Here is a 21329-nt window from a genome sequence, read left to right as displayed (position 1 = left end):
ATTTGAACTGGCGCGCGCAAAACATATATATACGCAAGAATGAATGTGAGGGGCGAAACCCATGAATCCTGACCTGGAGATTTTGCCGTTTTTCGACACGGCGACGAATACGGCGAGCTATCTTGTGATCGACCGCAGCACAAAAAAGGCGGCGATCATCGATCCGGTCCTCGATTACGACCAACGCTCCGGCAAGGCCTCGGTCAGTTCCGTGAACAAGATGCTGACGGCGGCCGTCGAAAAGGGCGTCACGATTGATTGGGTCCTGGAGACTCACATCCATGCGGACCATCTTTCCGCCGCCTGCTATGTCAAGCGGAAGACCGGGGCGCGCGTCGGAATCGGCGAACATGTCCGGGACGTGCAAAAAATTTTCCGCGCGGTCTTCAACGCCCAGGATGTCTCGCTCTCGGGCGCAGAGTTCGACCATCTGTTCAAGGACGGCGAAAAGTTCAAGATCGGCTCGCTGGAGGTAGAGGTGATCCACACGCCGGGCCATACGCCGGCGTGCATCGCCTATCGGATCGACGACGCGCTTTTCGTGGGCGACACGCTTTTCATGCCCGACTATGGCACGGCGCGGGCGGATTTCCCCGGAGGCGACGCTCGCATGCTTTATCGTTCGATCAAGCGTCTGCTCGCTTTGCCGCCCGAAACCCGCATTTTCGTCGGACATGATTACAAGGCCCCGGGCCGGGATCATTTCGCGTGGGAAACGACTGTCGCCGAAGAGAGGGCCAACAATCCCCATGTCCGTGACGGAATTAGTGAGGACGAATTCGTCGCCAAGCGCGAGGCGCGCGACGCGACTTTGGCCGCGCCCCTCCTTCTGCTGCCCTCGATCCAAGCCAATATGAGGGCCGGCGGCTTGCCGCCGGCGGAGGAAAACGGCGTGCGGTATTTCCGCATTCCAGTCACGCTGGAGCCACAACCGCTCGGAAACGCCTGAACGCATCCGCAAGTCCTTTGCCGCCGTCCGGAGCAATGGACGTGACGGCGGCTGCGGGCGATTGCGACGGGGAAGCCGCGGTCGATCCGATCGCCGTCCGGCGCCCGGCGCCGGCTTTGCCGTGATGGTCAAGTTGGGGCGGCGGCGCGGCTCATGACAGAAAGATCGGCTCTATCCGGCGAGCACCTGTTTGGTTTCGACAGTCGAATCGGCCTTCAGGCGATAGACCAGGGGCACGCCGGTGGCCAGTTCCATCGCCGGGATCGTTTTCGGCGTCAGGCGATCCAGCACCATGACCAAAGCGCGCAGGGAATTGCCGTGGGCGGCGACGAGGGTGCGCTCGCCGCGGAGCACAGCCGGAAGGATTTCCTGATTGTAGTACGGCAGCACTCGGGCGACCGTGTCCTTGAGGCTCTCCCCGCCGGGCGGCTGCACGTCGTAGGACCGGCGCCAAAGGTGGACCTGTTCCTCGCCCCATTTTTTGCGGGCGTCGTCTTTGTTGAGGCCACACAGGTCGCCATAGTCGCGCTCGTTGAGCGCCTGGTCGCGGCTGACGGGCAGGTCGATCTGGCCCAGTTCGTCGAGCATCAGCTTCATCGTGTTCTGGGCGCGGGTGAGGGCGGAGGTGAAACCCCTATCAAAGGTCAGACCCAGGGCTTTGAGGCGGGCGCCAGCGGCTTTGGCTTCGGCGACGCCCTGCTCGGTCAGGTCGGGATCCTTCCAGCCGGTGAACAGGTTTTTCAAATTCCATTCGCTCTGCCCGTGACGGACGAGCACAAGAAGACGATCTGACACTTCCTACTCCTCGCTTGCGAAGCTTTGCTGCTGCGGCGCGGGTCACAATCCGAGCACGTCGAACATCGAGTAAAGGCCGGGCTTGCGTCCCTGTCCCCACAAAGCGGCGCGAACCGCGCCGCGTGCGAAAATAGCCCGGTCCTCGGCGCGGTGAGTCAATTCTATCCGTTCCCCGGCGCCCGCGAATATCACTTGGTGATCTCCGACCACCGTGCCGCCGCGCAAAGTCGCAAAGCCGATGTCGCCCGCCTTGCGCGCTCCGGTATGGCCGTCGCGGACGCGCACGCTGCGATCGGCCAGCGCGACGTCGCGGCCTTTTGCCGCAGCTTCGCCGAGCAGGATGGCGGTTCCGGAGGGCGCGTCTACTTTCATCCGGTGGTGCATTTCGAGAATTTCGACGTCCCAATCTATCCCGAGCGTTTGGGCGACTTTTTCGACCAGGCCAGCCAAAAGATTGACGCCGAGGCTCATGTTGCCGGAACGGATAATGACGGCGTGGCGCGAGGCGGCCTCGAGCTTGGCGAGGTCGTCCGCGGTCATGCCGGTCGTGCCCACGACATGGACGATGCGCGCCTGGGCGGCCAACGCCGCGATTTCGATGGTCGCGGCCGGGGTGGTGAAGTCGATCACGCCGTCAGCGTTCAGGAGCGCCGCAAGCGGATCGGCGGTAATGGTGACGCCGATTGCGCCCAGTCCCGCCAGTTCGCCGGCGTCTCGGCCGAGGGCTTCCGAGCCGGGCCGTTCGACCGCGCCAGACAGGATCGCGTTCTCTGTCTCGGCGATCGTCTTGGTGAGCATCTGGCCCATTCGCCCGGCGGCGCCGACCACGACGAGGCGCATCTTGTCCATCGTTCAGTCTCCGGACCGGAAAGGAGGATGCGGCGCAATCGGGGTGGTCCGTTCCCGTCGCCGAAACCCTGGCCGTCGCTGTAAAGGTCTTTTCGCGGCGCGGCAAGAGATCACGTCAGCCCCGGATCGGCGAAAAGACGAAGACGGCGTCTCAAAGTTGACGACGCAATGTCACCGCGGAGTCATTTTCTCCGGCTATCGTTTTCCTGTCCAAAGGCGCTGTCCCCCAGTCCTCAGGACGTGACGCCGGGCCGGAGGTACGCCCGGCGTTATTTATTGCTCATGCGCAGACTTCGGCAATTTCCTTCTGGATCGCGAGCGCGGCCGCATGCGGGTCGGGGGCGCTGATGATTGGGCGGCCGACTACGAGATGATTGGCCCCGCGTTTCAGCGCGTCGGAAGGAGTCGCCACCCTTTTCTGATCGTCCAGCGCAGCTCCGGCTGGCCGCACGCCGGGCGTGACCAGCAGCAGGTCTGCTCCGACCAGGGCGCGCGTCGCCTTCAGTTCCTCGGGGGAAAGGATCAGTCCGGCGATCCCGGCCTCTTTCGCCTGCCGCGCGCGTAAAGCGACCAGTTCACGGACATTCAGGCGATAGCCCGCCGTGACGAGGTCGGAATCGTCATAAGACGTCATGACCGTCACCCCGAGCACTTGCAGGGCCGAGCCCCGGGCCCCGCGCGCCGCTGCCGCCAGCGTTTGCGGGAAGGCGTGGACGGTGACGAATCGCACGCCGAGCCGCGCGATTTGCGCGGTCGCTTTCTCGACCGTATGACCAATGTCGTGAAGCTTCAGGTCAAGGAAGATATGCTTACCCGCACGGGCGAGCTCGTCCACCAGCGCGAAGCCGCCGCCATAGGCGAGTTCCATGCCGATCTTGTAGAATGTGACGGCGTCGCCCAGGCGCTCAATCATGGCGCGGGCCTTCGTGGCGTCGGGAAGATCGAGGGCGACGATCAACTTGTCACGATTCGCGTCATGCATCTGCGGCGTCCGTGGTGCGGGAAAACGCTCGCTTATAGGAACTAAACTTGGGAAAGCGAAAGCAATTTTCAGGACTGCCCGTTTTTCGCGCGGGCCGCCTTGCCCGCGTCGCTGGAAACGAGACGAGCGCGAGCTTCCGCCAGTTCATCACGAATCTCACGACTGAAACGACGGGACTCGCGCAACAATTTGGCGACCACGTCCGAACGTTTCTCCCCGGAGCGCGGGCAGTCGACCTGACAATAAATAAAGATGCGTGCGGGCGGAAGGTTAAGCCAGATCGGGGCGAGGCTCTGCGTCCGGAAACGTAGTCCGGCGGCAAGATAAGAAGGAATTGGCGATTTGACGCCATAGGTGAACTGAATGAAGCGTCCTTCCCGCCCCATCAGTTCGAACCCTTGCCGCAGCAGGGACAGGCGCGTCGCTTCCGGTTTGGTGAGAAGCGGCAGGCTGGAGACGATCGCCGCAGGAGGCGCATCGAGAACTCCGGCGAGGGTGTCGCTCAAACGATAGGCGTCGCCGCGCACGACTCGGCTCGCCGGGAATTTTTTTTCCAGCAGGTGGCAAAAGGATGGCTCATATTCGACCAGGACGAGGCGTTCGGGGGCCACGCCGCGGGCGAGCAAGGCCTGGGTCACCGGGCCAGTGCCGGGTCCAAGCTCAACGATGGGACCTATAGCTTCCGGATCGACGCATTGAGCCATTGCGCGCGCGAGAAATCGTCCGGACGGAGCAATCGCGCCGGCAAGCAGAGGATTTTCGAGCCAGGAACGGATGAAGCGCGCTTCGTCGCTGAGGCGCAGTTCGATCAGACTTCTCCGGCCGGAATGTAATTTTGCCTGACCTCTTTGCGCTCTCAATTTTGTTTTTGCTCCCCGGGGCCGACGCAAGCGGCGACATTCGCTCACATTCACAGAAGCGTCAAGGAATGGCTGGCGGCGCCTGCTCAGGTCAAATCAAAAAACTCTTTCATTTTGGCAAAGAATCCAGCGGATTCTGGATGAGTCTTGGTCGTCGATTCGTTTTCGAATTCCGCCAGCAACTCTTTCTGCCTTTTTGTCAGGTTCTGAGGCGTTTCGACGTTGGCCTGGATGTAGAGGTCGCCGAAATCGCGCGAACGCAGCACCGGCATGCCCTTGCCCTTGATCTTGAACTGGCGGCCGGATTGCGTGCCTTCCTCAACCTTGACCTTGATTTCCGCCCCGTCGACGCCGTGAACCTTGACCTCGCCGCCGAGTGCAGCTTGAACCATTGAGATCGGCACGCGGCAATAAAGGTCGGCGCCCTCGCGCTGGAAAAACGGATGGGGCTTGACCGAGAGAAAGATGTAGAGGTCGCCCGAAGGACCGCCGCGCAAGCCGGCCTCGCCCTCGCCCGTCAGCCGGATTCGGGTGCCATCCTCGATCCCGGCCGGAATATTGACAGAAAGCGAACGGTCGCGGGTGATGCGGCCGGCGCCCGAGCAATTGGGGCAAGGGTTTTCGATGATTTCGCCACGGCCGTGACAATTTGGGCAGGAGCGCTCAATGGCGAAAAAGCCCTGCTGGGCGCGTACTCGTCCGGCGCCGCCGCAGGTCGGGCAGGTTTTCGGCTTCGAGCCGGCCTTGGCGCCGGAGCCGGCGCAGACATCGCAGGTAACGGAAGTGGGGATTTTCAGCGAGGCCGTCTTGCCGCGAAAAGCCTCTTCCAGCGTGATTTCCATATTGTAGCGCAGGTCCGCGCCGCGTTCGCGGCCGGAGGAGCGTCCACGTCGTCCGCCCATTACGTCGCCGAAAAGGTCGTCGAAAATATCGGCCATCGAGGCGGCGAAACCCTCGCCCGAGCCGAATCCCCCGAAGCCGCCGCCGCCTCCGCCATGTTCGAAGGCAGCGTGGCCGAAGCGGTCATAGGCGGCGCGTTTCTGGTCGTCGGAGAGAACCTGATAGGCCTCGTTGACTTCCTTGAATTTGTGCTCGGCTTCCTTGTCGCCGGGGTTCCGATCGGGATGGAGCTGCATTGCCTGTTTGCGAAAGGCGCCTTTCAGCTCGTTTTCGGAACAGGTTCGGGAAACGCCAAGAATTTCGTAATAGCAGCGTTTGGCCATTGACGACGCCATCCGGATCTCTCAGTCGGTGAATGGAAAAGTGCGCTTTCGTCCGCCGCGTAAGCGCACAAAGGCCCTAGACGCAGCCACCCGTCGAATCAACTTTTTTCAGCCGTGGATTCTTTTCGGCAAGAGGCCGGGGCGTCGACGCCCCGGCCTTTCATTCTTTCTGAGTCGCCGATCACGCGCCCTTCTTGTCGTCCTTGACTTCCTTGAAGTCGGCGTCGATCACATCTTCATTGGCGTCCGCCGTGCTCTGGCCGGCGCCCGCGGTGGCCTGCTCCGCCTTGTACATGGCTTCGCCCAGCTTCATCGAGGCCTGCGCCAGCTCATTCGCTCGGGCGTTGATCGATTCGACGTCCTCGCCCTCCAGCGCGGTCTTGAGGCTGGCGATCGCCGCCTCAATGGCGCTCTTGTCCGAGGCCGCTACCTTATCGCCGAATTCGTTCAGCGATTTTTCGGCGGAATGAATCATGGCTTCGCCCTGATTGCGGGCGTCGACCAACTCGCGACGCTTTTTATCCTCGGCGGCGTGAGCCTCCGCGTCCTTGACCATCTTCTCGATGTCGGCCTCGGAAAGGCCGCCCGAGGCTTGGATGCGGATTTGCTGCTCTTTGCTCGTCGCCTTATCCTTGGCGGTGACCGAGACGATGCCGTTGGCGTCGATATCGAAAGTCACCTCGATCTGCGGCATGCCGCGTGGCGCCGGCGGAATGCCGACAAGGTCAAATTGACCGAGCAGCTTGTTGTCCGCCGCCATTTCGCGCTCGCCCTGGAAGACGCGGATGGTAACCGCAGTCTGGGAATCCTCGGCGGTCGAGAACACCTGGCTTTTCTTGGTCGGGATCGTGGTGTTGCGGTCAATCAGGCGGGTGAATACGCCGCCGAGCGTCTCGATGCCGAGCGAAAGCGGGGTCACGTCGAGCAGCAGCACGTCCTTGACGTCGCCCTGCAACACGCCGGCCTGGACCGCCGCGCCGATAGCGACGACCTCATCCGGGTTGACGCCCTTGTGGGGTTCCTTGCCGAAGAACTGCTTCACGATCTCCTGGACCTTTGGCATGCGCGTCATGCCGCCGACCAGAACAACCTCATTGATTTCGCCTGCAGTCAGGCCCGCGTCCTTGAGCGCCTTGCGGCAGGGCTCGATGGTGCGCTGGATCAGATCGTCGACCAGAGCTTCGTATTTCGCGCGGGTCAGCTTCAGGGTCAGATGTTTGGGACCCGAGGCGTCGGCGGTGATATAGGGAAGGTTGATGTCGGTCTGGGTCGCCGAAGACAGTTCGATCTTGGCCTTTTCGGCCGCCTCCTTGAGGCGCTGGAGGGCCAGCTTGTCCTTCTTCAGGTCGATGCCGTTGTCCTTCTTGAACTCATCCGCGAGATATTCGACGAGACGCATGTCGAAATCTTCACCACCGAGGAAGGTGTCGCCATTGGTCGACTTCACCTCGAAAACGCCGTCGCCGATTTCGAGAATTGACACGTCGAAAGTGCCTCCGCCGAGGTCGTAGACGGCGATGGTGCCCGCCCCCTTTTTGTCGAGGCCATAAGCGAGCGCTGCGGCCGTCGGCTCGTTGATGATGCGGAGCACTTCCAGGCCGGCGATCTTGCCCGCGTCCTTGGTGGCCTGGCGCTGCGCGTCATTGAAATAGGCCGGGACGGTGATTACAGCTTGAGTGACCGTCTGACCAAGATAGGCTTCCGCCGTTTCCTTCATCTTCTGCAGGATGAAGGCCGAGATCTGCGAAGGCGAATATTGTTTGCCGCTCGCCTCGACCCATGCGTCGCCATTGCCCGCCTTGACGATCTTGTAGGGGACGAGGCCGATGTCTTTCTGCGTCATCGGGTCGGCGAAGGTGCGGCCGATCAAACGCTTGATCGCGAAGAAGGTTTTTTCCGGATTGGTGACCGCCTGGCGCTTGGCCGGTTGCCCGGTGAGGCGTTCGCCGTCGTCGGTGAAGGCGACAATGGAGGGAGTGGTGCGGGCGCCTTCGGCGTTTTCGATAACTTTCGGCGTGGAGCCTTCCATCACGGCCACACAGGAATTGGTGGTGCCGAGATCGATGCCAATGACTTTAGCCATGAGAATTCGTTCCTTTCTTCGCAGAACCGCCAGACCCCGAAGCGGTCCGGTATTGGGCGGAGATTGTCTCGCCCGGTTCCCGACTTCCGTTCACATTGGGATGGGGGCGACCCGTTACAAGAGCGCGCTTCATATAGGGACATGGCATTTTGCTCGCAAGCCGATTGCGTCTGCTCCGCGGGCGCACTGAATTAGGTGACGCAAAAAATTGCGTGACATTAATGCAACTGGCGATCTGTTTTTCAATGAATCGACGTTGAGCAGACGGCGGCAAGAGTCATAAAGACGCAATAAAATCAATAATAAGAGGGGTTATTCATGGCGCGGCTTGGTCATGGCGCGCGCTGGGAGAGCCGGAGCGGCGAATTGACGAGAAGGCATTCGCGCCGGATCATCATGAAAAGTTTAAATATAAACTAGGGGGGAATAAATGCAGCCGGTTTCCCATAGAAGCGCCCGCGCCTTGACGGTCGCGTTCGGTCTTTTTGCCTTCGCCGCCAGCGCGAATGCGGCCGATCTTCCGAGCCTGAAAGAGACGACCCCGGCTCCCGTCGCGGACAGTTTCCAGCCTTTTTTCGTCAAGCTTGGCTTCACCTATGGCTTGAACACCAGCAGTTCGCATATCTGGGCGCAGGATCCGACCGCCTTGGCGCATGGCGTACCGGCGGCTTTTCCGGCTGGCGTCGGCGCAACGATTACTAATATCTCGACGCTGGGCTTCGAAGCGGGATTCTTTGTCACGCGGAATATCTCCGTGGATGTGTCCGGCGGCATCCCTCTTTACGTGAAGGACAAGACGAAAGGTTACAACCCGGCTAATCCCGTCGTGACCAATGGGACGGTCCTCGGGCAAATCATGCCGGCGATCATTCCGATCACCGTGCTTTACCATTTCGACAATTTCGGGTCGATCCGCCCCTATATCGGCGCTGGCGTTGCGGTCGGATTTTCATTCGACAACAAGAACGCCTTTCTCAATGACATCCACGTTGGCAGTTCGGCGGGTCCGGTCGTGCAGGGCGGCGTCGATTATATGATCGACCGTAACTGGGGCGTGAGTCTCGACGTCAAAAAGACGTTCAACTATGTCGAATCCTATGCGAACGGGATCAATCTTCCAGGCATCGGTCCGGTTCCGGCGAAGGTCTTTCAGCATACCCATTTCGAGCCGTGGCTGTTTTCCGTCGGGCTCATCTATCGCTTTGGCGGCGGCGAACCGATCTTTGCCAAATATTGATCGCCGCCACCTGCCTGATCGGGCGTTGCGATCCGCATTTGCGAGTTGGGACTTGGGACTTGGGCGAGACGCGGTTAATATAGTTGCGTCCCGCCTGAGTTCACCTGTCGATGCGCCTCGTTTTTTTTGCTCCGGTTGTTTTCCTGATTTTTGCGGGCGTTCCCAGCCGCGCGCAGATACAATTGCCTGGCGCGGTGGGCGCGCCGACGCCCAAGGGACAGGTCATCACGCCGCCGCGTGCCGTTTCTCCCCGGCCCAGGGAAGAATACAGCGGGCATTTCACGGTGGCGAAGCCCCCAGAACTCGTTGGCGTCCTGAGCAAACCGCTTCGCCTGCTTGGGGTTCGCGGCGCGTTGCAGATCGAGAAATCCGGCGACCGACTTGTCGTTACGCGCTTCGTCGCGGCGGGAGACAAGATTTCCCATCCCAATCAACCCTGTGAGGTGTCGATGGGCGGGGAGGGACCGGTCCGGCTTAAGGCCTTGGGGTCTCCCGATGGCGTGCATCGCCTCGAACTGGACTCATCCGCCTGCCCTTTGCAATTCGATGTGCTTAACGGCGCTGTTCGGGCGAGAAGCCCCATTGGCGTTTGCGCCTTTACGCAGGCGGATTGCCGAATCGACGCCGCCGGTTTGTGGGGGCCTGCAGGGGGCAGTTTCTCTGACGCCGAGATCAAATCGATGGAGAAGGAACGCGGCGCGATCGAAAGGGCTATGCGGGCGCATTTTCGTACCTTGCTCAGCAAATACAAGAAGGATAAGCCGGCCGCCGAGACCGTGATCAAGGACCAGGCCGCCTTCTCGGCGGAGAGGGCGCAGGCTTGCCGGGATTACGATCGCGAGGAAGCGACAGGCTTCTGTGCTCTTCGCCTTACCGAGGCGCGAGATTTTCGGCTCCAATCGCAGCTTGCGGCCGAGGACGCCGCCAGGAAATCGGAGCGACCGCGGGATGAGCGGGGGCGGCTGGCGAAGCCGCATATCTTGAGAACTGTGGCTCCGCCGCCGTAATGAGGCCCCTTTTTTGCGCGCGCCTCAGTGCGTCGCCGAGAGAGCGAGCGCGCCGGTTTGCACCCGGGCGCGATCGACGTGATAGGCGGCGAGGGTCGATCGATGTCCGATCGAGACGAGAGTGGTATGCGGCAGGCGTTCGGCGAGCATTCTGTAAATCGCGTCCTCCGTTTCCTCATCCAGCGCCGCAGTGGCTTCGTCAAGGAGGAGCCAATCCGGGCGCGCCAGGAGGGCGCGGGCAATAGCGATGCGCTGCTGTTCGCCGCCCGACAGCCTCTGCGACCATATATCCGCAATGTCGAGCTTGTCCGCGAGATGAGGCAGTCGCGCGTCGGTGAGCGCTGCGGCGATGTCCCGATCATCATAGAAGCCTGATCCGGCAGGATAGATGACGGCCTCGCGGAGCGTTCCGATTGGAAGGTAAGGCTTTTGCGGTATCAGCATCATTCGCCCTGATTCAGGAAGGGCCACCGCGCCGGAGCCGAAGGGCCAGACGCCGGAGAGCGCGCGAAACAAGGTAGATTTGCCGACGCCAGATGGGCCGGTGACCAGCAGGTTCCGGCCTGGCGTCAGCTTGAGATCCACGTTCTTCAGCAGGAGAGCGCCATTTGGCAGGGCGACGGACGCATTGCGCAACGCGGGCGCCGGCGCGCCGAACTCAATGTCGAAACCCTGACCCGTCTGGGCCGCTTCGATGACGGCGTCGAAGGACGAGAGGCGATCGAGTACGGCGCGGAAGCCGGCGAGAGACGTGTAATAGGAGATGAAAAAGGTCAGCGCGCCTTCGACCTGGCCGAAGGCCTGCGCTGTCTGGGTCATCACGCCGAGTTCAATTTTTTTTGCGAAATAAAATGGCGCGGCAAAGATATAGGGGATTATAGGGCTGATTTGGCCATAAAATCCCGTGAAAGCGGTCAGTTTTTTGCGCTGGTTGATCATGTCGATGTAATTGGCGATCAACGCGCTGAATTTGGCGCCTAGCGAGATGGTCTCGGCCTTCTCACCGTTTAGCAGGGCCACCTGCTCGCTATATTCGCGCAGGCGCGCCAGGGAAAAGCGGAAATCCGCCTCGACCTTCTGCCGCGTGAACATGATGCCTACGAGCGGCCGTCCGATGAGATGGGTCACGAGCGTGCCGGCGGCGGCATAGATCAGCGCGACCCAGAACAACAGGCCCGGAAAGGCGAAATTGGTGCCCGGAAAAGTGAAATTGGCCGAAAGACTCCACAGCAGGATGGCGAAGGAGACGAGCGACGACAAAGTCGAAATCAGCATGATCGAATAATTATAAACGCCATAGCCGAAGGCGCCGCCCTCGCCGCCGCCGTCAATGAAGCGCGCGACGTCCTCGGCGATACGTTGGTCGGGATTGTCGGCCGGCCCGCTGGTCAGCGACATGCGATAATGGGCATGGCGGCTAAGCCAGTGGGAAATATAGAATTGCGTCAACCAGCGCCGCCAGCGGATGACCAGATAGGAGCTGACGACATATTCCACGACAAGGCTGCCGACATAGATGAAAGCCCAGGGCGTGAACACCCAAAGCAGCATTCGCCAGAACTCGGGGCCGTTGTGGTTTTGAATTGCGTTGAAAAAGTCGCGGTTGAAAAAATTCAACCGCACCGTGATTGCGACTTGCGCCTGGTTCAGCAAGACCAGGAAAACGACCATGCCGGTCGCGAGCGTCCGCTCCAGCGTCCTGAAGCGAAAACGGCCGAGGCCCGCGCTCGTCTCGTCGCTGGCCACGAAAAACCGATCCGCAATCCGGGTTAGGGTGCGCACCACCGGCACATGGGAGACGACGAAGACGATGATGGCGAACATGGCGACGGTGAGCGCCAAGGTCGGCGGCAGTCGCGCGTCGGCCAGCGACTTCGGCCAGAAGCCAAATCGGGCGGAAAGATCGGCAAGGCCGAAGACGATGGTTTCGACGGTAAAAAGCGCGAGAAAAATCTTCAAGAAGCGCGAAACGTCAGCACTGCGCTCGCAGCAATAGGCGGCAACCAGGCTCGCGGCGGCGAGGAGTTCGAGGGTCGGGTTAGAGCTTTGATAGCCCACGACCCCCGACAATATGCCGAAAAGCGCAACGGCGACGCCAAGAAGTCTCATTGTCTTCCTCTCTTCCGAGATCGGGCCGGCGAAGAGGCGCTGGCCAATTTTGAGGGAATATAACCCGGCTCACCGGGCTTCCCGAAAAAGTCACGCGCCCAATATCCGCCGGGCTTGCGCTTCGTCTCGGCGGATCTGCGCCGTCAATGCGTCGAGTGAATCGAATTTCTGTTCGGGACGCAGAAAATCGATGAAGAAGACCTCGATATCGCGACCATAGAGGTCTTGCGAAAAATCGAAGACATAGACTTCGAGGAGCGGCGGTCCATCATCCACGGTCGGGCGGCGGCCGAAACTGGCGACTCCATTAAGGCGCCGCCCGTTGAGGGCGATTTGGACGGCATAGACCCCGTGCCGCAGCCGGCACGAGGGATCAACCGCGAGATTGGCGGTGGGAAAACCGAGGCGCCGCCCTAGTTTTGCGCCGTGGATGACCGGGCCGGTCAAGGACCAGTGATGGCCCAGCAAAGCGGCGGCGGCGCGAACATCGCCAGCTTGCAATGCTTCGCGGGTAGCCGTGGACGAGACGGCGTCGAGCGCGCCCTCTTCGTCCGCCACGACTTTTTCAACGATCTCAACTTTTATGCCAAATCTAGGCGCCGCTTCGCGAAGGAAATCGGGCGTACCGGAACGGCGTGCGCCGAAGTGGAAATCATATCCCACGACGACCGCGCCGGCGCCAATCCGGCGCATGAGAACCTCCCGCAAAAAGGCCTCCGCATCGAGGCTCGCCAAGGCCTTGTCGAACGTCAGGACGAACATGCCGTCGAGGCCGAGCTCGGCCATTCGATGAGCTTTGGCGTCGCAATTCGTCAGTCGGAAAATCCCGCCGCCACGGCCGAAGAAATCGGCGGGATGCGGCTCGAAGGTGAGAACGGCGCAGGGTTTTGCGAGGCGTCGCGCCAGGGCTTGCGCTCTGGCGATCACCGCGCGGTGGCCACGATGCACTCCGTCGAAATTGCCTATGGCGACGACCGCGCCCACGAGGCCCGGCGGCGGCGTTTCGGGATCGATGCTGAGAAGAAAACGGGGATCTGACGGCATGGAAGATTCGGGTGCCAAAGCCTTGTGCGATGCGAAGGGCATCGCACGATTGTAAACGCCGTTCTGAACATTAACGTCAAGGCCTCACGGTGCGAATGCGGGCCGCCAATTTGTGCATTCCTTCAGTGAGGTTGACAGCGTTCATCGCCCTGGCGCAGGCTCCGCAGAGGTCGTCGAAGGAATGGCGGCCATCTTCGAGCAGATAGTCAAGGACGCTCTTGGTCATGGCGCCGTGGGCGCCGACGCCCTGAAGCGCAAGATTTTCCCTTTTTGCGGCTTGGGGGCGTCGGCACGAGTCCTTGGTGTCGTTGCGTTCGGTTCATTCGGCGGTCCAGCCGCCGTCCATCGAAATATTGGCGCCGGTGATTTGTGACGCTGCGTCGGTTGACAGGAACACGGCCAAGGCCGCGACCTGGTCGACGGTGACGAATTGCTTGGTCGGCTGCGCGGCGAGCAGGACGTCATGCATGACCTGTTCGCGGGTCATGTTGCGGGCCTTCATCGTGTCGGGAATCTGCTTTTCAACCAAAGGGGTCCAGACATAGCCGGGGGAAATGCAATTGACGGTGACGCCAAAGGTCGCGAGTTCGAGAGCAGCTGTCTTGGTCAGACCTGCTATGCCGTGCTTGGCTGAAACATAGGCTGATTTGAACGGCGAAGCGACGAGCGAATGGGCAGAGGCTGTGTTGATGATCCGACCCCATTTGCGCGCCTTCATGCCCGGAATAGCCGCGCGCATGGCATGGAACGCCGAGGAAAGATTGATCGCGATGATCTGATTCCATTTCTCGATTGGGAACTCTTCGATTGGCGAGACGAATTGAATCCCGGCGTTGTTCACGAGAATGTCGACCGAGCCGAAGTCCTTCTCGGCATGCGCGATCATGGCGGCGATTTCTTCCGGCTTGGTCATATCGGCGCCGTCGTAGATCGCTTTGACGCCAAACTCCTTCTCAATTGACGCGCGCTCTTTTTCGATGGCGGCGGCTTCACCGAATCCGTTGATCAGAACATTGCAGCCCTCTTTTGCGAAGGCGCGGGCTACGGCGAGGCCGATGCCAGAGGTGGATCCGGTGACGACGGCGGTCTTGGCGGCAAGCGACATATCGGCTCCTTCTTGCGAAGCACGTAAATGATTGCGAAGCACAGGAGTGAGCTTCACGGGAAATATAATGTGCGCCGCGAAAATTGCAGCCGCGAAATTCATCAGGGCGTCCTTGCGCGACAAGAGTGGCGACCTTTGTTATAGAGAGGCGAATTTGGCGATCATGAGCTGCTGAAATGACTGAACTTGCTTTTCCTCCGCTAAGCGAAACTGAAATTCCTGCGGAGCCTTTGATACGTCGCCACAGTGCCGGCGTGCGGGTTGGCGTAGGGCCCGGCTCGGTCGTGGTGGGCGGAGGCGCTCCGATTGTCGTGCAGAGCATGACCAATACCGACACGGCCGACATTGACTCCACGGTCCGCCAGGTCGCCAGCCTCGCCCAGGCCGGCTCGGAACTGGTGCGGATCACAGTGGATCGCGACGAGGCGGCGGCGGCGGTTCCAAAAATCCGCGAGAGGTTGGACGTCCTTGGCGTAAATGTCCCACTTGTCGGCGACTTTCATTACATCGGGCACAAATTGCTCGCCGACCATCCCGGCTGCGCTGAAGCTTTGGCCAAATATCGCATCAATCCCGGTAATGTCGGTTTTAAGGAGAAGAAGGACAAGCAGTTCGGAGAAATCATCGAATTGGCGATCAAGCATGACAAGGCCGTGCGGATTGGCGCAAACTGGGGTTCGCTCGACCAGGACATGCTGGCGGCGTTGATGGATGAGAACCACCAAGCCGAAAATCCAGTGGACGCCCGGGCAGTGACCCGCGAGGCGCTCGTGCGGTCGGCGTTGCTTTCGGCGGAGCGCGCCGAGGAGATCGGGCTGAAGCGGGACAGGATCATCCTTTCGGCCAAGGTATCCGGCGTGCAGGATTTGATTTCGGTCTATCGCATGGTGGCGCGCCGCTCTGACTATGCGCTCCATCTGGGATTGACCGAAGCCGGCATGGGCTCCAAGGGCATCGTCGCCTCTTCCGCTGCCTTGGGCGTCTTGCTGCAGGAGGGCATTGGCGACACGATTCGGGTGTCGCTGACGCCCGAGCCGGGTGGAGACAGGACCTTGGAGGTTCAGGTGGCGCAGGAAATCCTGCAGACCATGGGCTTCCGCACCTTCGTACCGCTCGTCGCCGCCTGTCCGGGTTGCGGGCGAACCACAAGCACCGTCTTCCAGGAACTCGCACGCGATATCCAGTCCATGATCCGCGATCGAATGCCGCATTGGCGAAGGATTTATCCTGGCGTCGAGACGCTCAATGTCGCGGTCATGGGCTGCATCGTGAACGGACCAGGCGAATCGAAACACGCCGATGTGGGCATATCATTGCCAGGCACAGGTGAGGCGCCGACCGCGCCCGTCTTCATCGACGGCAGGAAGGTGAAGACCCTGCGCGGCGACGGCATTGCTCAAGAGTTCGAAAAGATCGTCGAGGATTACGTCGCGCAGAGGTTTGGCGGCAAGGCGCGAACAAGCGCGGCGGAATAACGGTCGGCCTGGCGGGTAGATGTCCGCCGCTGAGGAGGGCGTCGCAAGGTTTTTTTGCGGTATTGCCGCTTCGCTCATTCGCAACTTTCCTGCTTCGGGTTCCTGAGCATAAATGGCGGGATGGATTAACGGCTCGCCGCGTGTGAGGAATAAAGCGGACCTTAGTCAAACTTCGGCGGACGCTTTACGCGACGGCGGAAAAGGGCTATTGTTTGGCTCTCTCCCTTTCAAGCGATCGCTCGGCAACATGCCCTTTCGAGGCTGCGCGACGTGATAACGGCCCTTACAGCCGAAGCCTAAATTCATCCAACATCGTGAGAAGAGCGTTCTGCGCCATGGCAGACATTGAAAAAATTGAATCCCAGAGCCGACAGAACGAAATCAAGTTGCAGGATTTGAAAGCAAAATCCGCGACGGAATTGTTGGCTTTTGCGGAAAAGCATGAAGTTGAGAACGCATCAATCATGCGCAAGCAGGAATTGATGTTTGCAATTCTTAAGCAGCTTGCCTCCCGTGACATCGAGATCATAGGCGAGGGCGTTGTTGAGGTTCTTCAGGATGGTTTCGGGTTTCTGCGTGCGCCCGACGCGAATTATTTGGCGGGACCAGATGATATTTATGTCTCGCCGTCGCAAATTCGCAGGTTCGGCTTACGCACTGGCGACACCGTTGAGGGATTGATCCGCAGCCCGAAAGAGGGAGAGCGGTATTTTGCTCTTTTAAAGGTTAATTCGATTAATTTCGAAGACCCCGAAAAAGTGCGGCACAAGGTTCATTTCGACAATCTGACGCCGCTCTATCCCAATCAGCGGTTGAAGCTGGAAATTGAGGATCCCACGCGGAAGGACCTATCGGCGCGAGTGATCGACATTGTCTCGCCGATTGGCAAGGGACAACGCGCATTGATCGTGGCGCCTCCCCGGACGGGTAAGACCGTGATTCTTCAGAATATCGCGCAATCAATCACAACAAATCATCCGGAGTGCTATCTCATCGTTCTTCTGATTGATGAGCGTCCGGAGGAAGTGACGGATATGCAGCGATCGGTCAAAGGGGAGGTGGTATCGTCAACTTTTGACGAGCCTGCCGTGCGCCACGTTCAGGTTGCGGAAATGGTGATCGAAAAGGCGAAGCGGCTTGTGGAGCACGGGCGCGACGTCGTCATTCTCCTGGACTCAATTACGCGATTGGGGCGAGCCTACAACACTGTCGTGCCATCGTCGGGCAAAGTCTTGACGGGCGGCGTGGACGCCAATGCATTACAGCGCCCGAAAAGATTTTTCGGAGCGGCGCGAAATGTGGAAGAGGGCGGGTCGCTCACGATCATCGCGACAGCGCTGATTGAAACCGGCTCACGTATGGATGAAGTCATTTTCGAAGAATTCAAAGGGACGGGCAATTCGGAAATTATTTTGGATCGCAAGGTTGCGGACAAGCGCGTATTTCCGGCAATCGACATCACGCGGTCAGGGACCCGGAAAGAGGAACTGCTCGTTCCAGCGGATATTTTGAAGAAGACCTATGTGCTGAGGCGGATCCTGAATCCCATGGGCACGGTCGATGCGATCGAGTTTCTGTTAGGAAAATTGCGCGAGACGCCCAAGGGCAACGCCAGCTTTTTCGAGTCAATGAACACCTGATCGCCTGATGGAAATGCGAAACAAATGCGGCCATGTTTCACGTGAAACATGGCCGATCTTGTTCGGGAGGGCTCATGCTATCGGCTTTGAGGCAATACGACACGATCTTTGCCTTGTCGTCGGGGGTAGGAAAATCGGCGGTGTCGATCATCCGGATTTCCGGTTCGGAATCGCGCCGAATTTTGCAGTCAATCACGTCGGGCCGCGCGGAGGCTCGATTGGCAAGGTTGGCGAGGATCATTGATCCAGAGACCGAGGATCTTGTGGACGTAGGGATCGTGATATGGTTCCCAGGGCCGAACAGCTTTACCGGCGAAGATTGTGTCGAGTTGCATGTTCATGGTTCCATCGCCGTCGTCGCCAAAATTTTCTCGATCCTACGAAAAATGGCGGGAGTCAGGTCGGCCGAGGCCGGTGAGTTCACTCGGCGCGCCATGGAGAATGGGAAGCTCGATCTGATTGCTGCGGAGGCGCTCGCGGATCTCATTGATGCCGACACGGAAGCGCAAAGGAAGTTGGCTCTCGTCCAGGCGGGAGGCTCATTGCGCGCCCTCGCCGAGCGGTTGCGCGAAAAACTTATCGAGCTGATGGCTGATTTGGAGATTGGCCTCGATTTTGCGGACGAGGTTGATAGTGTCGGCGGGATTTGTCGTCGTGTTCAGTTGGAGTTGGCGGCGGTTGAATTGGAATTGGCTGCAGTCGAGGCGGGCTATTCGAATGCCGAGCGCGTGCGCGATGGTCTTAATGTTCTGATCGCGGGGCCGCCAAATGCAGGCAAGTCGAGTCTGCTGAACGCTCTGGCCCGGCGTGATGTGGCCATCGTTTCCGAGTTTGCGGGCACCACGCGCGATCTCGTGGAGATCCGGCTCGACTTGAACGGATTTCCTGTCAACCTGGTCGACAGCGCTGGGATTCGTGCGACTGACGATCCGATCGAGCGCGAAGGCGTTAGAAGAGCGCTGGTCCGGGCGGAAACCGCGGACCTGGTTCTCTGGTTGTGTCCGATGAATGAGCCGCATGCGGCTCCGCCGCAAGATTTGGATCGTCGGGCGTTGTGGGTTTTGCGTACGAAGGCGGACCTTGGTCAGGTGGATGGTTGTCCGCCATCATCAGGTATCGAGACCCTTGCGGTATCCGTTCAGTCGGGGCTTCATCTCGAGGAATTGATTCAAGCGCTGAAGACCTTTGCGGAAAAGAACATGTCGGTTGACAGCTCGATCGTTGTCGCCAATGAACGGCAATGGCGCGCGATCGTCTCGGCGCGCGATGCTATTCAGTCTGCTCGACAGAAGTGCTTGCCTGAGGAAGTCGTCGCTGAAGAGTTGCGGCGAGCCTGCTTTTCGTTGGAAAGCCTGTTGGGCAGAATCGGCGTCGACGATGTCCTGGATAGCCTTTTCGCTCGATTTTGCATCGGGAAGTGAACTGGGTCGACCATGGTTGAAGCTTCGAAGCGATATGATGTTGTCGTCGTCGGGGGTGGGCATGCCGGCTGCGAAGCAGCGGGCGCTGCGGCGCGACTTGGCGCGGACACGCTGTTGATCACGCACAAGATAGATAGAATCGGGGAGATGTCTTGTAATCCCGCGATAGGTGGGCTTGGCAAGGGTCACCTTGTTCGGGAAATCGACGCCTTGGACGGGATCATGGGACGCGCCGCCGACTTGGCCGGGATTCAATTTCGGCTGTTGAATCGTTCCAAGGGTCCTGCAGTCCGGGGGCCCCGCGTCCAGGCTGACAGAAAGCTGTTTCGTGAGGCTGTGCGCGGGATCTTGTCGCGAACGGAAAATCTTCATTTGCTGGAGGGCTCCGTTGAGGGACTCGAAAGGTCGCCTGGTTCCAGAGACTTCCGGCTGCATTTGCGCGAGGGTTCGATCATTTGTACGAAAGCGATCGTGGTCGCGAGCGGAACTTTTTTGAATGGCGCGATACATATCGGACAGCATATCGAAGCGGCAGGCCGGATGGGAGACGCTCCGGCGCTGCATTTGAGCGATAGCTTGAAGTCCTTGGGCTTGCAGCTTGGGCGGCTGAAAACGGGGACGCCTCCGAGATTGAAAAAATCCTCAATCCGATGGGGAGAACTGGAACAGCAGTTTGGGGACGACGATCCCGAGTTTTTTTCCGCGCTGACGACATCATGTCCGAATCGACAGGTTTCGTGCGCCATTACGAATACGACGGAAGCAGGCCATGATTTGATTCGGCAGAATCTCGAAAGGGCGCCGATTTTTTCGGGTCAGATCTCGGGCCGAGGTCCGAGATATTGCCCCTCGATCGAGGATAAGGTCGTTCGCTTTTCGGACCGATCAAGCCATCAAATTTTTCTCGAGCCCGAAGGGCTCGACGATGAAACGATCTATCCGAACGGAATATCCACCTCGCTCCCGGCGTCCGTGCAATTTGAATTTCTGAGGACAATTCCAGGCCTGGAGAATGTCGAAATGATCCGGCCTGGATATGCGGTCGAATATGATTTTATCGACCCGAGGGAATTGAAAAGCACCCTTGAGCTCAAACGCGCATCCGGGGTATTTCTCGCGGGTCAGATTAACGGCACCACTGGATATGAAGAAGCGGGCGCACAGGGTGTCGTCGCGGGGCTGAATGCCGCAGCTTATGCGGGAAGCCTGCGAGAGGTCACATTTAATCGAACGGAAGCATATCTCGGGGTGATGATTGACGATTTGGTTGCCCGGGGCGTATCGGAGCCTTATCGAATGTTCACATCCCGCGCCGAGTTTCGACTCTCGCTGCGTTGCGACAACGCCGATCTTCGTCTGACGCCAAAGGGAATCGACATTGGATGCGTAAGCCCGGAACGCGCCGCTGCATTCGAAGTGCGGACTCGAGAACTGCAATCCTTGAGCGGATCGTTGAAATCACTGGAAATCGGCAGTCGTGAAGCGGAAGGTTTCGGCATTCGCCTTAACCGCGATGGCGCACGTCGGACGGCGTTCACAATTCTCTCCTATCCCCATGTCGCGTTTGAGGATCTCGTTCGAATCTGGCCCGAACTCGATCGATTCGACAGAAAGACAAAAGCGCAGGTTGAGGTCGATGCGAAATATTCAGTTTATCTCGAGCGCCAGGAAATGTCTGCCAATGCGATAAGGCGTGAAGAATCGATTCGTTTAGGCGCGGACTTCGACTACGGTCAAATAATGGGCCTGTCGAATGAAGTCCGCGCAAAGCTGACTTCAGCTCGTCCGGAAAACCTGAGTCAAGCCGGTCGCATCGAGGGGGTGACTCCAGCGGCGCTGGCGCTTCTCCTGGCCTGGGTAAGGCGGAACGGAACAGAGCGCGTCAATATTGGGGGACTCGCAGGGTGAGCAAATCGCAAAACCGTCAGGCGGACGGTTTGCCCGCGGATGTGGTCGAGCGGCTGAGCGTTTATGAAGTGCTCCTGCGGAAATGGCAGAAAAAGATCAACCTGGTTTCCGGCGGCACACTAAACGATACCTGGGAAAGGCATTTTCGGGATTCTTATCAGCTGATCCGCCTTGCCGGCGATTGGTCCCATTGGGTCGATTTAGGGTCAGGCGCCGGATTTCCTGGATTGGTCATTGGAATCGTTAATCCCGTCCCCGCTCGCAAGATATATCTGATCGAGGCAGACAAGCGGAAGGCGGCGTTTCTTCAAGAAGTTTCACGTGAAACAATGACGGCTGTTGAAATCCATGTCGGACGTATCGAAGGCGTCCTTTCCGAAATTTGCCGGCAAACAAAATTCGACGTGGTGTCCGCGCGTGGATTGGCGCCGATGAATAGATTGGTGCGTCTGGCTGAGCCGGCGCTGCGGGGTGGGGCCCTCGGACTGTTTTTGAAGGGGAAAGCATTGGGAAATGAATTGACCGACTTGGGCGCCTTCACTAGTTTTCATTATGAGATCGTCGCAAGTCAATGCGATCCGGCCGGCAAAATCGTCGCTCTCCGGTGGCTTGGGCAGCCCGCAAGCCCCGTCTGAAGGTGTC

Annotated in this window: 17 protein-coding genes and 1 pseudogene; 8 read left to right on the top strand and 10 right to left on the bottom strand. The window is 59.4% G+C overall.

Features of this window, described 5'->3' with window-relative positions; genetic code table 11:
- Positions 1-61 precede the first annotated feature (61 nt).
- Positions 62-949, top strand: a complete 888-nt coding sequence (locus K2U94_RS01745; protein WP_243065565.1) for an MBL fold metallo-hydrolase — start codon at positions 62-64, stop codon at positions 947-949.
- A 171-nt stretch (positions 950-1120) separates the two neighbouring features.
- On the opposite strand, the gene K2U94_RS01740 is transcribed toward K2U94_RS01745, so the two are convergent.
- The 6 genes and pseudogenes from K2U94_RS01740 to dnaK all read right to left on the bottom strand — a co-directional run bounded on the left by K2U94_RS01740 (position 1121) and on the right by dnaK (position 7741).
- A complete protein-coding gene (locus tag K2U94_RS01740; protein ID WP_243065564.1) occupies positions 1121-1744 on the bottom strand; it encodes a 2,3-bisphosphoglycerate-dependent phosphoglycerate mutase in 624 nt (207 codons plus the stop codon).
- Positions 1745-1786: 42 nt separating this feature from the next.
- Positions 1787-2584, bottom strand: a complete 798-nt coding sequence (dapB, locus tag K2U94_RS01735; RefSeq protein ID WP_243068781.1) for a 4-hydroxy-tetrahydrodipicolinate reductase — start codon at positions 2582-2584, stop codon at positions 1787-1789.
- A gap of 289 nt (positions 2585-2873) precedes the next feature.
- The gene (gene pyrF, locus K2U94_RS01730; protein WP_243065563.1) at positions 2874-3575 is read right to left on the bottom strand and encodes an orotidine-5'-phosphate decarboxylase; all 702 of its coding nucleotides are present in this window, start codon (positions 3573-3575) and stop codon (positions 2874-2876) included.
- A 242-nt stretch (positions 3576-3817) separates the two neighbouring features.
- Positions 3818-4387: pseudogene (locus tag K2U94_RS20705) on the bottom strand (class I SAM-dependent methyltransferase); the annotation flags it as partial.
- A gap of 134 nt (positions 4388-4521) precedes the next feature.
- Positions 4522-5658, bottom strand: coding sequence for a molecular chaperone DnaJ (dnaJ, locus tag K2U94_RS01720; RefSeq protein WP_243065561.1), 1137 nt, complete (start codon positions 5656-5658; stop codon positions 4522-4524).
- A 181-nt stretch (positions 5659-5839) separates the two neighbouring features.
- Positions 5840-7741, bottom strand: coding sequence for a molecular chaperone DnaK (dnaK, locus tag K2U94_RS01715; RefSeq protein WP_243065560.1), 1902 nt, complete (start codon positions 7739-7741; stop codon positions 5840-5842).
- A gap of 430 nt (positions 7742-8171) precedes the next feature.
- Here dnaK and K2U94_RS01710 point away from each other — a divergent pair, with 430 nt between their 5' ends.
- Positions 8172-8978 (top strand): OmpW/AlkL family protein, encoded by an 807-nt coding sequence (locus K2U94_RS01710; protein WP_243065559.1) that lies wholly within the window; start codon positions 8172-8174, stop codon positions 8976-8978.
- A 110-nt stretch (positions 8979-9088) separates the two neighbouring features.
- The gene (locus K2U94_RS01705) at positions 9089-9985 is read left to right on the top strand and encodes a hypothetical protein (RefSeq protein ID WP_243065558.1); all 897 of its coding nucleotides are present in this window, start codon (positions 9089-9091) and stop codon (positions 9983-9985) included.
- Positions 9986-10009: 24 nt separating this feature from the next.
- Here K2U94_RS01705 and K2U94_RS01700 read toward each other — a convergent pair whose 3' ends face one another.
- The 4 genes from K2U94_RS01700 to K2U94_RS01685 all read right to left on the bottom strand — a co-directional run bounded on the left by K2U94_RS01700 (position 10010) and on the right by K2U94_RS01685 (position 14243).
- On the bottom strand, positions 10010-12094 hold the full coding sequence (locus tag K2U94_RS01700; RefSeq protein ID WP_243065557.1) for an ABC transporter ATP-binding protein/permease: 2085 nt from the start codon (positions 12092-12094) through the stop codon (positions 10010-10012).
- A gap of 90 nt (positions 12095-12184) precedes the next feature.
- Positions 12185-13138, bottom strand: coding sequence for a bifunctional riboflavin kinase/FAD synthetase (locus K2U94_RS01695; protein ID WP_243065556.1), 954 nt, complete (start codon positions 13136-13138; stop codon positions 12185-12187).
- A 76-nt stretch (positions 13139-13214) separates the two neighbouring features.
- Positions 13215-13364, bottom strand: coding sequence for a hypothetical protein (locus K2U94_RS01690; protein ID WP_243065555.1), 150 nt, complete (start codon positions 13362-13364; stop codon positions 13215-13217).
- A 93-nt stretch (positions 13365-13457) separates the two neighbouring features.
- The gene (locus K2U94_RS01685; protein ID WP_243065554.1) at positions 13458-14243 is read right to left on the bottom strand and encodes a 3-hydroxybutyrate dehydrogenase; all 786 of its coding nucleotides are present in this window, start codon (positions 14241-14243) and stop codon (positions 13458-13460) included.
- 176 nt (positions 14244-14419) lie between these two features.
- Here K2U94_RS01685 and ispG point away from each other — a divergent pair, with 176 nt between their 5' ends.
- From ispG to rsmG, 5 genes are all read left to right on the top strand, one after another.
- The gene (gene ispG, locus K2U94_RS01680) at positions 14420-15718 is read left to right on the top strand and encodes a flavodoxin-dependent (E)-4-hydroxy-3-methylbut-2-enyl-diphosphate synthase (RefSeq protein WP_243065553.1); all 1299 of its coding nucleotides are present in this window, start codon (positions 14420-14422) and stop codon (positions 15716-15718) included.
- 335 nt (positions 15719-16053) lie between these two features.
- A complete protein-coding gene (gene rho, locus K2U94_RS01675) occupies positions 16054-17358 on the top strand; it encodes a transcription termination factor Rho (RefSeq protein WP_243065552.1) in 1305 nt (434 codons plus the stop codon).
- Between the two features lie 74 nt (positions 17359-17432).
- Positions 17433-18779, top strand: coding sequence for a tRNA uridine-5-carboxymethylaminomethyl(34) synthesis GTPase MnmE (gene mnmE, locus K2U94_RS01670; RefSeq protein WP_243065551.1), 1347 nt, complete (start codon positions 17433-17435; stop codon positions 18777-18779).
- 12 nt (positions 18780-18791) lie between these two features.
- Positions 18792-20687, top strand: a complete 1896-nt coding sequence (gene mnmG / locus K2U94_RS01665; protein ID WP_243065550.1) for a tRNA uridine-5-carboxymethylaminomethyl(34) synthesis enzyme MnmG — start codon at positions 18792-18794, stop codon at positions 20685-20687.
- The gene (gene rsmG, locus K2U94_RS01660) at positions 20684-21322 is read left to right on the top strand and encodes a 16S rRNA (guanine(527)-N(7))-methyltransferase RsmG (protein WP_243065549.1); all 639 of its coding nucleotides are present in this window, start codon (positions 20684-20686) and stop codon (positions 21320-21322) included. The genes mnmG and rsmG overlap by 4 nt, the downstream gene beginning before the upstream one ends.
- Positions 21323-21329: the final 7 nt, after the last annotated feature.

Origin of the sequence: Candidatus Rhodoblastus alkanivorans (assembly GCF_022760755.1) — a bacterium.
Classification (GTDB): Bacteria; Pseudomonadota; Alphaproteobacteria; order Rhizobiales; family Beijerinckiaceae; genus Rhodoblastus; species Rhodoblastus alkanivorans.
Note: the sequence above shows the minus strand (reverse complement) of the source record. Positions and strands in the feature narration are given on the sequence as shown.